This window comes from Nostoc sp. (assembly GCF_036917655.1).
GTDB lineage: Bacteria > Cyanobacteriota > Cyanobacteriia > Cyanobacteriales > Nostocaceae > Nostoc.
In genome coordinates, this window is sequence record NZ_JBALCY010000027.1 from 1 (window position 1) to 11,594 (window position 11,594).

Sequence of the window (11,594 nt, forward strand, 5' to 3'; positions counted from 1 at the left end):
AGGATTAAAGTGCGAACTCTACCCTGAAGTGGGTTACTCAACCATTGCCAGTCATCCCCCTTATTCAGGTTTCGACTGAACGAATCGCACGCATCGTTGACTTGAATGCTTCTATCAAAACCCTAGCTTCGTTTGTCGTCCAAAACGGACAACCAGGAGCACATCTAAGTTAACGTGAGTTCGATGAACCTCTCCTGGCTTAAGCTAAAGTTCAAGTCTCTCCCTCTCCGAATTGGAGAGGGACGGTTTTGCGTAGTAAAACCAGGGAGAGGTCTTTTTCGACTATTAGAACATCCGAATTCGGACGCTATCATCCCACATTCTTCTGGTGTTCGGATATAGCAATCCTATCTGAATTACAAAAACTGCAATCAAGTTAAAAAAAGCGGAGAGTAGGGAAAATTCAGGAGTAGTGGAGACTATTCAAGCCAGAAGCGATCGCCTGTTAGAGGTTACACTAAATCAATTTTCCTGAAGAGTTATTTTGGCATTTCTTTGCAATACTTAACTAACTTCTAATTAAAAAAAGTGAACATAGATTAAAAATGATAACTAACATCATAATTTATTAAGTTCTTCAGGCTAAATTGAGAGTATGCTTAATAATTGAAGTCTAGTTGAGTATTTTAAGTAATTAGGTGCAAAGAAACTTAAACATTTGTTGAGTTTTTTATACTTTGCCATTTGTTTAACTGTTAAATATTAAAAAACAAAGTTTATTTGTGCCAACTTACTAACTAGGTTGTCGAGCAAGGCGGTAAAAATCTGACCAGAGCCAAGTACTAACAGCGAAAACAAAAGTAAACTTCACAAAAATTACCTAAGATGATCAGAAGAATTTTGCTGGCTGTATCGGGATTGGGACACGCAGAAGAAATGCTCAAAACCCTGAAAGAAATCCCTTCAATTCAATCTGCAAAAGTTACAATTTTGCACGTTGTTCCTGCACAAAATGCTGCTGCTACCATGACCGCTAAATGGGAAAATGGTGGTAAAATTCTGGCGAATGCCATTCAAACTTTGAACTTAGATCCTAGCCAGGTTTCTTCAATTTTGCGTGAAGGCGACCCCAAAGATGTGGTTTGCCAAGTAGCTGATGAAATCGACGCTGACTTGATTATTATGGGTTCACGCGGACTGAAGCGGCTGCAATCGATTTTATCGAATTCAGTCAGTCAGTATGTTTTCCAGTTATCTTCTCGCCCCATGTTGCTGGTAAAAGATGACATTTATGTCAAAAAAATTAAGCGCATTATGGTGGCAATAGACAACTCTGATTCTGCAAAAAACTGCTTGAGATTGGCACTGTTTTTACTGCGAGATATTCAAGGTGGCCAGTTAATTTTGGCAAATATTAGTACAGATTTAGGCGGTAAGAAATCGGAAATAACTGAAGTTAGTTCAGGTAAAAATCCAGTTTTAGCAGCCGCAGTTGCAGAAGCTGAAAAACAGGGCATTCAGTCTCGTTCTTATATCAGCAGTGGCAAACCCGGTGAAGAAATTTGTCGGTTGGCAGAGGAGTTGAATATAGACTTATTATTGCTCGGTTCTCCAGATCGTCGTCCATCGATCGCTAAGAGTTTTGTTGATATAGACCGACTCATCGGTTCTTCGTTGTCTGACTATGTTCGAGTCAATGCCACTTGTCCGGTATTGTTGGCGCGGACAATAGCTTAAAGTCAAAATAGAGTTAGCGGTTGATAAATAAAAACCCCTACACTACTGGTGCAGGGGTTATTTATTTTATACACAAATTCTTAACTATCTTTTCCACCTTCGCGGCTAGCAGTTTGGATGTACAGAATTAGTAAAAACACAGCGGGAACCAGTACGAACAAAATGCTCGCTATGAACCCCAGGTCATTAACTTGCATGGCAAGAAAGCCTCTCTTAAATTTCCACTCAACAACATTAGGATAGCATCATCGATGACACAGTTATACCAATTCAAAATTCAAAATTCAAAATTCAAAATGTTCGCCTCTGGTTTCGTAGAGAGGAAACTCAATTTGGGTAAGTATTTTGACTACTGACTGGATACAAATTGAAGCAATGGCAGATTTGAGAACTTAAGGCTTGGTGACTACACTGACTGAGCCATTCACTAAAGTTTGGCAGGCAAGGCGGTAATTTTCCGGCTTTTTCTTGAATTTCCGGTTCTCTACATCTGTGCGGGGGGAAAGATTTTCTAGTCCTTCGACTATCTGGACAACACAAGTGCCACATTGACCATTACCACCGCAATTCGTCATCTTGCCAATCAATGTATATATATCAATGCCATTTTGTATGGCCTTGAGCCGAAGATTTGCACCATCCGCCGCCACTACTTCTTTATTTTCTTTAACGAATTTGATATTACCCATAACTAATTCCTCCTTGACTCTAAGCTTGGCTTTCAAGGCTTCATATTGACATGGCTTGATTCACATCTTATTTATTATCTTAATTCATTACAAAATATTAATAAACATTAACTTTAGAAAATATGAGGCTGCAAAAAAATAGGACAGGTAGTCTACCTGTCCTATAAATTGAAAAATAGATTAACTTATCTAAATCCCACAGCTGCTTGCCAAACGAAAGCAAGCAACAAGAAGAATACGGGTATGACTGGGAGAACGTCTACCAAAGGATCGAAGATTTGGTAAGCTTCAGGCAGTTTTGCTAATAAAAGTGCTGCTTCCATGTTTGTTTAAATCCACCTATCCAACACAGCTTTCATAATTGAGAAGTATCTTAACATGATTTGAGTCTCAATCATTGGTCAATAGTCATTTGTAATTTCACCCTCATCTGATGCTGATTCAGATGAGTTGAGCCAGTGACCAAATTCTGCAACAAAGCGATCGCTTAATATTGCTTCTCTAATTTTTTGCGTAAAGCGAATGAGTTCGGTAATATTGTGAATGCTCAACAAGGTATAAGCTAAAATTTCCTGCGATCGCACTAAATGAGATACGTAAGCACGGCTAAAATTTTGACAAGTGTAGCAGTGACAAGTTTCGTCTAAGGGCGTAAAATCTTCACGAAACTTAGCATTTTTTAAATTCCAGCGTCCGCCCTGGACTATTGCCGTCCCATGTCTCGCCCAGCGGGTGGGAATTACGCAATCAAATAAATCTACACCAGATGCGATCGCGATCGCCATTTCCCGATAAGTACCTACACCCATCAAATAACGCGGCTTTTCGGGCGGTAGAAGCGGTGCTGTCACTTTTACAATCTCAGCCATCAATTCTGGCGGTTCTCCCACACTGACGCCACCAATGGCATATCCGGGCAAATCCAACTTAGCCAAAGCTTCAGCCGCACGGCAACGCAAATCCAAATATACGCCCCCTTGCACAATCCCAAACAAAGCCTGCTCACTGCGTTGATGAGCCGTTATGCAGCGTTCTAACCAGCGGTAAGTGCGCTCAGTTGCAGTTTCTACCTCTTGGCGAGTCGCTGGGTAGGGCGGACACTCATCAAAGGCCATGATCACATCTGCCCCTAAAGTATTTTGAATCTCAATGGAGCGCTCTGGTGTCAAGTTAATAATTCGTCCATCGTGGGGTGAGCGGAAAGTTACACCTTCTTCAGTAATTTTTCGCATCTCGCTTAAGCTGAACACCTGAAACCCACCCGAATCTGTGAGCATTGGGCCGTTCCAACCCATAAATTTGTGCAATCCACCACCCCCAGCCACGATCGCTTCTCCTGGTTGGAGATGAAGATGATAAGTATTAGATAAAATCATTTGCGCCCCAGTATCTCGTAGCTGAGATGGGGTAATAGTTTTGACATTTGCCAGCGTTCCCACTGGCATAAATCTGGGGGTTTCGACAACACCGTGAGGAGTAAAAAACACTCCGGCTCTAGCTTTTGTCTGACTACAGCAAGCAAGACATTCAAAGGAAAAATTCGCACTCATACCATTTTGGATTTTAGATTTTAGATTTTGGATTGTGAAACGCTAATCGGTAAAGAGTTTCAAAAATCCATAACTAGCAGCCATAAAACCAAATGGTATTAAGGCAAAATTAATATTATTTGGCTAAATTATGGACAAACATAAAAACTGGTAATTGAGTTTTAGCGAATACTTAAGCACTCACTACTAACCTAGTTACCAACTTTACGAGTATATACTCTCAATAATTGTTATTTAGAAAGAATCAGAACAGTCATCGTCAATTTCTGCATCCCATCTGGCTGAGAGGACTTGCTCCATCATCGCTTCTATGGCGCTGACATTGAAGGTTCGCTCTCGTCGCTCTTGTAGGGGAGTTGAGCGGGGAATCAACCGCAGACACACTCCTTCTTGCATCAAATCGAAGTAGGTTTCTTGTTGCGATGACTGTTTGAGTTCCAAGTAATCAAAACTACAAAGATTCAAATATAGCGCATGGTTAGCCACTAAGGTAGACCTTTGCGGATTAGCAAAAACTTCCATCACATCCCCTTCACCCTCGCTCAGTACCTTATCTTCTTGGGTGTAGATGTAGTGGACTCGACCTAAATCTGCCAGTAATCGCCGGATGTCGAGCTTATTCACAATGATGCCCGTGTTAATAATGCACGGAGCTGGTATCCTGGTGTCGGGTAGATGGTGACTCATAGGAAAATAGCGATTGAGCTAAGGAGAGCGACAACATAGCTAAACTGTCATAATTGAATAGCTTGTTTACTCCCTACATTTAAAAAAATATCAATTTTGTGGGGCAATCGTCTAAATAATTTGGAGTAAGTTTTTAATTAACGAATACAAAACACAAATTTTGATTTTTGATGGAATTTTAATTTCCTGAATCTTTTGTTTTTTGTATAAAAAAACTCACATTATTTATTTACTACTTAGACCAGCATAACAAAATTTTCACGTAGAATCTTTAATATGAAGTAAATCTTATTTAAAGCTTTAAAGTCTGCTGATGTTTGTTCAGTTTTACTGAAATTACGACTATTATCCAACAATTAACCAAATATTAATGTAATTCAGATGACGAAACAGCAACAGTGGTGGAAAAAGCTGCTGTTAAAGCTGGCAGCTAGTATTATATTTTACACTGCTATTCCACTACCGGATTTGAACGGATTGGACTTTCGGGGAGTAGCACGTCTTGCTTCGTTTGTAGGGTTAATAATTGGGGGAATTTTAGGGTTACTGGATACGGGGATGGATTATATTGGTATGCCCGTGTTAACTCGTAGTGCTTTGGTAGTAAGTGTTTGGATTGCCATAACTGGAGGACTGCACTTAGATGGGGCAATGGATACTGCCGATGGTTTGGCAGTGGGCGACCCAGATCGGCGGCTGGAAGTGATGGCAGATAGTGCCACAGGTGCTTTTGGGGCAATGGCAGCGATCGCCTTGGTGATACTGAAAATAACCGCCTTGACGGATATGCCAGAAAACCGTTGGTTGTTGCTGATGGCTGCCTGTGGCTGGGGACGTTGGGGACAACAGCTGGCGATCGCGCGATACCCCTATCTGAAACCAACAGGCAAAGGTGCCCTTCACAAACAAGCCATTCGTTCTTACAAAGATTTGTTACCAGGATTGTTGTTGTTGTTTGGTTTGAGTGGTTTACTTGTGCTGATAGATAAACAGCAGCTATTTTTCGCACTGGCAATGATAATTGCAGGAAGTGCGATCGCCACTCTAACTGGTGCGTGGTTCAACCACAAATTAGGCGGACACACTGGAGACACCTACGGCGCAGTTGTTGAGTGGACTGAAGCCTTATTCCTCTGCGTGCTGACCGTTTTTTAAGATGTGGGGGAGTGCGGGGATGAGGGAGAATAACTACTGCCCAATGCCCAATGCCCAATGCCCAATGCCCAATGCCCAATGCCCAATGCCCAATGCCCAATGCCCAATGCCCAATACCCAATGCCCCACTTCATTTAATCGGTTGCAGTTTTGTCACTTTGAGTTTAAAAGCCCCAACCCCAGTTTCCCCAAAAGACCGGACACGAATAACATAATTCCCTGTCTCTACAATGCGAGTAAATAGTAGGGAATTGCTAGTACCATCTGGGCCATCATCATTTTCTGCCAGAGTCGATCCATCAGGTGCCAGCAGTGTGATGATGCTGTCAAAGTTTTCAGATGACAGGTCAACTGCTAAATTATCGCCCTTTTGCAACTTCACTGTGTAATCACGGGCAAACCCACCTTGACCTGTAGGAATGTCTTTGTCTGAGAGGGTATCATTAATTTCAGTACTGTTAGATAAAGGAATTGGACTATACAACTTATTTTGAGCAAAAGCTGCACTTGTACTTATGCCTATTGCCAGCAATGTGGCAGGAAAGATGATGAGTTGTTTTAAACCCGCCGCAAAAACTTTATTCATAACACTTCAAGGAATTTTTCCACAAAAATAGCGTAAATTGGTCAATTTCTCCACTTTTAAGCCAAAGCTTACCATTGCTTCTTGATTTATCCGTCTTTGACGGCAGTGGCTACAGCTACTAATCCTAAGACCACAATTCCATACTGACGAAGTGTTTGCACAGCAGACCGGGCAGTAGCACCAGTAGTATAAATGTCGTCCACTAATAGCACTGGGACATTTGGGGGACGATGGCGAAATTCTTGGCCAACAGCAAAAGCTTGAGCCAAGTTTTTTTCTCGTTTAGATACCGACAAACCAAACTGGGCTTCAGTTTCTCGCACTCTTGCTAAACCGTTTAGTTTCAATTTTAATCCAGTTATTTCGCAGAAGCTTTGTGCTATCAGTGCGGCTTGATTGTATTTACGTTGCTTTTGCTTACTAGCGTGGAGTGGGATGGGAACTACCACAGGTTGGCTATCTCGCCTCGGTGAATTTAACAACCATGCTTCTCCTAACCATTGGCCCAAGGGGCGAGCTATTTGGGGTTGATTTTCGTATTTCATCGCTGCGATCGCGCGTTTCACCGGGCCACCATACTCCCCCCAGCCAAATACTGGTATTGGTTCTTTCCATAGAGAAATCGGGTCTTTACGTTGACATTTTTGCAGTTGTCTAGTGCAGTTCTCACAGAATTCTTGGGAAGTTGCACGTTGACATAGGGGGCAATGGGATTGGAGAAAAAGATTGAGTAAGCCTGTGAGATTTTTAATCCAAGTGTGCATTTTAAGTAGAGACGCGATTAATCGCGTCTGTACAAGAGTTAGGAGTAGAGACGCGATTAATCGCATCTGTTCAAACTTCATAACCCTTAACTGTTGTGCAGTAATTTAACATAAACGCGATCGCACCTTGTTGTTTCTACATCCACCGTTGCTGGAGTGTAGCCGTTGCTTTCATACAGCTTGACTGCTTCCACCAAAACGCTGGCGGTTTCAATCCAAATTTGCCTAAAACCACGCTCTGCGATCGCTGCTTCTAGCTGTTGTAACAAATATTTCCCTAATCCCAAACCCCTGATACTGGGCAAAAGATACATTTTGCGTATTTCTACAGCTTTTTTGCCACGGTGTATGGGGTAGTATGCTCCAGTACCGACTAACTGGCTTTGGTGTTCAATTACCCAAAACTCTCCCCCAGTAGCTAAATAATATTCCTCTACTCGCAGCACATCTCGGTCAGCGCCCTTTGGTTCCCAACCCAGACCGTATTCTGATAATACATAACTGATGACTTCGGCGGCTCTTGTGCGATCGCTTTCCACCCAATCACGAATTAAAAAATCTTGATAATAGTTTTTCATTACCATTTGCTGGTCAAGTTTACACAGAAAATTTTTCCGCATCTATATCCCAATTTACCCAGCAAATAGCAATTCTTGCAGAGTCGATTTCAGACGCTACTCTCAACGCCTAAATTGTACCAGTACGGAAAAAAGTCATCTTTAACAAATAAATTGGTTCTACATCTACATCATCAACGCCCAGTCAGGTGTTTTCTTGCCAGAAATCGAGTTCTGGCGCTTCTACTTCTTTGTATTCGTGAGATTTTAAGACAATGTAACTTCTGTCAACCAGTCAATCTACTTAAATAGCTATTTATGAAAATGATAATCATCTGAGAGTCAAAAAGGTGGTGAGCAAGGCGAAGGACTTCCAACAAATAAATTAGCTACCCCGCAAGAAGACAGTTAGAGACTTTTTATTTGGAAATCCCTAACTGTTTTAATAACACTTGGCTAGTAAGCTAAACCACATCTAGTTTGCATAATCTGAAATTGGACATTTCTTGTGGGGTGGGTGTCTCGCCCGCCCAATATATGCAAGTTAAATGTGGAACAACTTACCAATGACAATTCAACGACATAGTAGCGATCGCTAACATTGATCTTATGACTTAATATAGCGGTTCTCGTTTACATGAAGGACATTTTTAAACCTCACCCTCAACCCCTCTCCAAAGCATCCCAGAGTAGGGTGGTTTCATCCGAAGAAAGAAAAATCTCAGATTCTTATTTTTCCGTTTAATGCCTACGAAATAACAATTCCTAGATTGTTGTAGATTTCGATGAGATTGCCATCAGGATCGCGAAAATGAGCTGTGCGGATTCCCCAGTCTGGGCGATCTTGTGGTTGAGTCACAACGATCCCATTCTGATCTTTTACTTGCTCATAGACCTCATCCACGTTATCGACTGCAAAAATCAAGACAATTTTATCTCGATTGACAACATATGAAGGCTGTTCGATTCTTGGGACTACTTCAGCCATTAATTCTTTTTTGAACAAACCCAGCTTGAGATATCCAGTATTAAACTCAGCATATCCGCTATCTTCATCGCCCCAATCGACATCAAATTTCAGCAGATCCCGGTAGAACAGAAAAGAATCTTTGTAATTGGAGACAAGCAGTCTCAGGTGTGTTAACTGAAGCTTCATATCTGTTCCCTTTGTCTACTAACTGTGAATTCTAGGTTCTGGGTGCAAAGTCGCCAGCAACTCACTTTCGACAATTGCTAATTCATCAAGCCGTTGCATGACAATTTCTCTATCGAAATAAGTAGCAGCTAATACCCAATATATACCGTAGTGACGCGCTTCGGATGCCATTAACCCCTGATAAAATTTTGCTAGCTCTGGCTCTGGACAATAAGCAGCTAATAGTCCCAGGCGTTCGTGAGAGCGAGCTTCAATTAAACCAGTGACTAGTAAGGAATCCAGAAATCGCTCAGGTTCTTTAGGGCGGACTTGAGCTTTTAAACCCGCACCGTAGGGAGGCGGTGGTAAGGGAGCCAGGGGAATATTCCGACGTTCTAACCATTGATTAACTAGCTCAAAGTGTTCTAGTTCTTCGCGGGCGATCACAGTCAGTTCCCGAACCATTTTAGTATTGGAAGGGTAGCGAAACATCATGTTCAAGGCCACGCCTGCTGCTTTGCGTTCACAGTGGGAGTGGTCGAGTAAAATGATGTCTAAGTTAGCAATCGCTTGTTCAACCCAAGCAGAGCTAGTGGGCTGTTTCAGGGCGTTGATAGTCGGTAACTGAGTAAACACAGAGCCACAAAACTCCAGAATTTTAATTTAGCTAAATAGTCCAGCAAATAGATTTTAACGGAATATTTTTTGGACAAAGTTCAATAATTGATTGGCAGTAAAGGGTTTCGCTAAAAAGCCTTGGATACCAATACCCGTAGTTTGTACTAACGCCTCAGCCGTAGCTAATCCACTCATGGCAACAATTGGCACTTGCGGGTTGATGATTTGCAAGGTGCGGATGGCTGTTTCCCCATCCATTGACGGCATCATCATATCCATCAGCACCAGCCTAATTTCATCTTTGTGCTCGGTGTAGAGGGCAAGGGCCTCAATCCCATTTTGGGCAGTCAATACTTTGTAGTTATAGATTTCCAGTGTGGTTTTGGTGATCTGAGTAATGGCTACTTCATCATCGACAACTAAAATCAATTCTCCTTGACCTGTTGGCAGTTCGATCTTATCGATTACTTGAGAAGTCCTGCCCTCCTTACTTAGCAGGTATACTTGGAATTTAGTCCCAATTCCTACCTCACTAGCTACTTCCACAAAACCGCCGTGGCTTTTGATGATGCCCATCAATGTAGATAAACCCAGTCCCGTACCCTTACCCACTTCTTTGGTGGTAAAAAAGGGATCAAAAATCCGATCAAGAATTTCTGAGTGAATGCCAACTCCAGTATCAGCAACTGTAATCCTCACGTAGGAATTAACTGTTGCCCCGATGTGCATCCTGGCATAGTTTTCATCGATGAACAGCTTGGTGGCAGAAATACTGAGTTTACCGCCATTGGGCATGGCATCACGAGCATTGACTGCTAGGTTCATCAACACCTGATGCAGTTCGGTGCTGTCTCCGACAACAATCCCAATATTTTGCGGTATATCTGTGTTGATCTCAATGAATTTGGGGAATGTCTGTTGGACTATCTGCTTGATGTCTTCTATCAGTTGCGTTACTAGCACGATTGTGCGTTTTCTTTCAGAACCACGGGTAAATGACAAAATTTGCCGCACCAAATCACCACCCCGTTTGGCATTGGTTTCGAGGATATTCAGCATTTGCAGCGAAATATCATCAAGATGGGGATATTTTAGGGGTAGCAGTTGAGCAACTGTCATCATTGGGGTGAGAATATTGTTGAGGTCGTGAGCAATACCACTGGCGAGAGTGCCTAAGCTTTCTAAGCGTTGACTACGCAGCAGCTGGGTTTCGAGTTGTTTTTTCTCGGTGATATCCGTGTCAATGATCAGGATTGATTTAGGCAAGCCTCCGGCATCGAGCATCAATGTCCATCGGCTAGCAATGATTAGTTCCCTACCATCTTTTGTGAATTTATACAACTCTCCCTGCCACGTTCCGCACTCAATAACAGTTTTCAGAGCTGCTGGCAGTAGAGGTGAGGTTTCTTGAGATAAAAGTTTCCAGGCGTTGTTTCCTTGAGCTTCCTTAACTTTCCAGCCGTACATATTCTCTGCGCCTTGGTTCCAGAATAAGATTTGGTTGTCCAAATCCTCTACGATAATTGCGTCTGTTGTGATGTCTAGTAGGGCAGCTTGTTCGCGGATTTTCTGTTCTGCTTGGTAGCGATCGCTGATGTCTCTGAATAGCCAGCGCAAGCTTCCTGCTTTACCCTGACTATTTTCCACAGCGATCGCAGTTAGTTCTGCCGGAAAGTCTATACTTCCTTGATTATGAAAAAATCGTAACTCTTCTGTTTTGATTTGCCCCTGCTGTTGCAATTGCAGCATGATTTGACGAAATTTCTGCCGTTCTGTCTGATGCACAAACACACGCATTGGTTTACCAATTAGGTAAGACTGGCGCACATTCAATAAGTTAGCCGCAGCATAGTTAGCTTCCTGGATAATTCCAGTAAAATCTGTAACCAAGTAACCATCCGGGGCAAAGTTAAATAAATCGTGATAACGCTGGTGTTCTACTTCTAGCAAATTGCGTGTAGTAATCAATTCCTCATTTTGTTGCCGTAACTCTTCCAGAGAAATAGAGATTTCGGTGATCGCTTGTTGCAAAAGCGCTATAGGATAATCCTCTTCTAAGGATTGATCCACTGCAAGGCTTGCAAGCTGCAAGAGGTTTTCTAGTCGTTGATGCGCCTCGACAATCGCTTGTTTAAAATTTTCTTTGGTCATTTGGACTCTTTTCCTATGATTGTTT

At 42.2% G+C, this 11,594-nt stretch carries 14 protein-coding genes; 2 read left to right on the forward strand and 12 right to left on the reverse strand.

Annotated features, from left to right (window positions below):
• The first annotated feature begins 825 nt into the window (after window positions 1-825).
• Entirely contained in the window at window positions 826-1,677 is an 852-nt protein-coding gene (locus V7K30_RS11660) for a universal stress protein (RefSeq protein ID WP_334999221.1), read from the forward strand.
• 80 nt (window positions 1,678-1,757) lie between these two features.
• On the opposite strand, the gene psbM is transcribed toward V7K30_RS11660, so the two are convergent.
• From psbM to V7K30_RS11685, 5 genes are all read right to left on the reverse strand, one after another.
• Complete coding sequence (gene psbM, locus V7K30_RS11665) at window positions 1,758-1,874, reverse strand: photosystem II reaction center protein PsbM (RefSeq protein WP_084227279.1); 117 nt, start codon at window positions 1,872-1,874, stop codon at window positions 1,758-1,760.
• Between the two features lie 195 nt (window positions 1,875-2,069).
• Window positions 2,070-2,366 (reverse strand): 2Fe-2S iron-sulfur cluster-binding protein, encoded by a 297-nt coding sequence (locus V7K30_RS11670; protein WP_334949661.1) that lies wholly within the window; start codon window positions 2,364-2,366, stop codon window positions 2,070-2,072.
• Window positions 2,367-2,551: 185 nt separating this feature from the next.
• The gene (locus V7K30_RS11675) at window positions 2,552-2,689 is read right to left on the reverse strand and encodes a photosystem II reaction center protein K (RefSeq protein ID WP_006195022.1); all 138 of its coding nucleotides are present in this window, start codon (window positions 2,687-2,689) and stop codon (window positions 2,552-2,554) included.
• Between the two features lie 78 nt (window positions 2,690-2,767).
• On the reverse strand, window positions 2,768-3,916 hold the full coding sequence (gene tgt, locus V7K30_RS11680; RefSeq protein WP_334999223.1) for a tRNA guanosine(34) transglycosylase Tgt: 1,149 nt from the start codon (window positions 3,914-3,916) through the stop codon (window positions 2,768-2,770).
• A 234-nt stretch (window positions 3,917-4,150) separates the two neighbouring features.
• On the reverse strand, window positions 4,151-4,603 hold the full coding sequence (locus tag V7K30_RS11685) for a hypothetical protein (protein WP_334999225.1): 453 nt from the start codon (window positions 4,601-4,603) through the stop codon (window positions 4,151-4,153).
• A gap of 381 nt (window positions 4,604-4,984) precedes the next feature.
• Between V7K30_RS11685 and cobS the strand changes: the two genes are divergently transcribed.
• Entirely contained in the window at window positions 4,985-5,758 is a 774-nt protein-coding gene (gene cobS, locus V7K30_RS11690) for an adenosylcobinamide-GDP ribazoletransferase (protein WP_334999227.1), read from the forward strand.
• Here cobS and V7K30_RS11695 read toward each other — a convergent pair.
• From V7K30_RS11695 to V7K30_RS11725, 7 genes are all read right to left on the reverse strand, one after another.
• The gene (locus V7K30_RS11695) at window positions 5,755-5,892 is read right to left on the reverse strand and encodes a hypothetical protein (protein ID WP_334999229.1); all 138 of its coding nucleotides are present in this window, start codon (window positions 5,890-5,892) and stop codon (window positions 5,755-5,757) included. The two genes, cobS and V7K30_RS11695, sit on opposite strands and share 4 nt — an antisense overlap.
• On the reverse strand, window positions 5,889-6,344 hold the full coding sequence (locus V7K30_RS11700) for a PPC domain-containing protein (RefSeq protein WP_334999230.1): 456 nt from the start codon (window positions 6,342-6,344) through the stop codon (window positions 5,889-5,891). The genes V7K30_RS11695 and V7K30_RS11700 overlap by 4 nt, the downstream gene beginning before the upstream one ends.
• Before the next feature lie 86 nt (window positions 6,345-6,430).
• Entirely contained in the window at window positions 6,431-7,108 is a 678-nt protein-coding gene (locus tag V7K30_RS11705; RefSeq protein WP_334999278.1) for a ComF family protein, read from the reverse strand.
• Between the two features lie 86 nt (window positions 7,109-7,194).
• Entirely contained in the window at window positions 7,195-7,686 is a 492-nt protein-coding gene (locus tag V7K30_RS11710; protein WP_334999232.1) for a GNAT family N-acetyltransferase, read from the reverse strand.
• A 727-nt stretch (window positions 7,687-8,413) separates the two neighbouring features.
• Entirely contained in the window at window positions 8,414-8,821 is a 408-nt protein-coding gene (locus tag V7K30_RS11715) for a VOC family protein (RefSeq protein ID WP_334999234.1), read from the reverse strand.
• Window positions 8,822-8,839: 18 nt separating this feature from the next.
• Complete coding sequence (locus V7K30_RS11720; protein WP_334999236.1) at window positions 8,840-9,436, reverse strand: tRNA-(ms[2]io[6]A)-hydroxylase; 597 nt, start codon at window positions 9,434-9,436, stop codon at window positions 8,840-8,842.
• 54 nt (window positions 9,437-9,490) lie between these two features.
• Window positions 9,491-11,569, reverse strand: a complete 2,079-nt coding sequence (locus tag V7K30_RS11725) for a hybrid sensor histidine kinase/response regulator (RefSeq protein WP_334999238.1) — start codon at window positions 11,567-11,569, stop codon at window positions 9,491-9,493.
• Between the last annotated feature and the right edge of the window lie 25 nt (window positions 11,570-11,594).

What these genes read in the sequence shown, in the direction of transcription:
- V7K30_RS11685 (WP_334999225.1), bottom strand. Translation starts at nt 4,603, where the DNA reads ATGAGTCACCATCTACCCGACACCAGGATACCAGCTCCGTGCATTATT.
- tgt (WP_334999223.1), bottom strand. Translation starts at nt 3,916, where the DNA reads ATGAGTGCGAATTTTTCCTTTGAATGTCTTGCTTGCTGTAGTCAGACA.
- V7K30_RS11695 (WP_334999229.1), bottom strand. Translation starts at nt 5,892, where the DNA reads ATGAAGTGGGGCATTGGGTATTGGGCATTGGGCATTGGGCATTGGGCA.
- V7K30_RS11675 (WP_006195022.1), bottom strand. Translation starts at nt 2,689, where the DNA reads ATGGAAGCAGCACTTTTATTAGCAAAACTGCCTGAAGCTTACCAAATC.
- V7K30_RS11670 (WP_334949661.1), bottom strand. Translation starts at nt 2,366, where the DNA reads ATGGGTAATATCAAATTCGTTAAAGAAAATAAAGAAGTAGTGGCGGCG.
- V7K30_RS11715 (WP_334999234.1), bottom strand. Translation starts at nt 8,821, where the DNA reads ATGAAGCTTCAGTTAACACACCTGAGACTGCTTGTCTCCAATTACAAA.
- V7K30_RS11700 (WP_334999230.1), bottom strand. Translation starts at nt 6,344, where the DNA reads ATGAATAAAGTTTTTGCGGCGGGTTTAAAACAACTCATCATCTTTCCT.
- V7K30_RS11725 (WP_334999238.1), bottom strand. Translation starts at nt 11,569, where the DNA reads ATGACCAAAGAAAATTTTAAACAAGCGATTGTCGAGGCGCATCAACGA.
- psbM (WP_084227279.1), bottom strand. Translation starts at nt 1,874, where the DNA reads ATGCAAGTTAATGACCTGGGGTTCATAGCGAGCATTTTGTTCGTACTG.
- V7K30_RS11710 (WP_334999232.1), bottom strand. Translation starts at nt 7,686, where the DNA reads ATGAAAAACTATTATCAAGATTTTTTAATTCGTGATTGGGTGGAAAGC.
- V7K30_RS11660 (WP_334999221.1), top strand. Translation starts at nt 826, where the DNA reads ATGATCAGAAGAATTTTGCTGGCTGTATCGGGATTGGGACACGCAGAA.
- V7K30_RS11705 (WP_334999278.1), bottom strand. Translation starts at nt 7,108, where the DNA reads ATGCACACTTGGATTAAAAATCTCACAGGCTTACTCAATCTTTTTCTC.
- cobS (WP_334999227.1), top strand. Translation starts at nt 4,985, where the DNA reads ATGACGAAACAGCAACAGTGGTGGAAAAAGCTGCTGTTAAAGCTGGCA.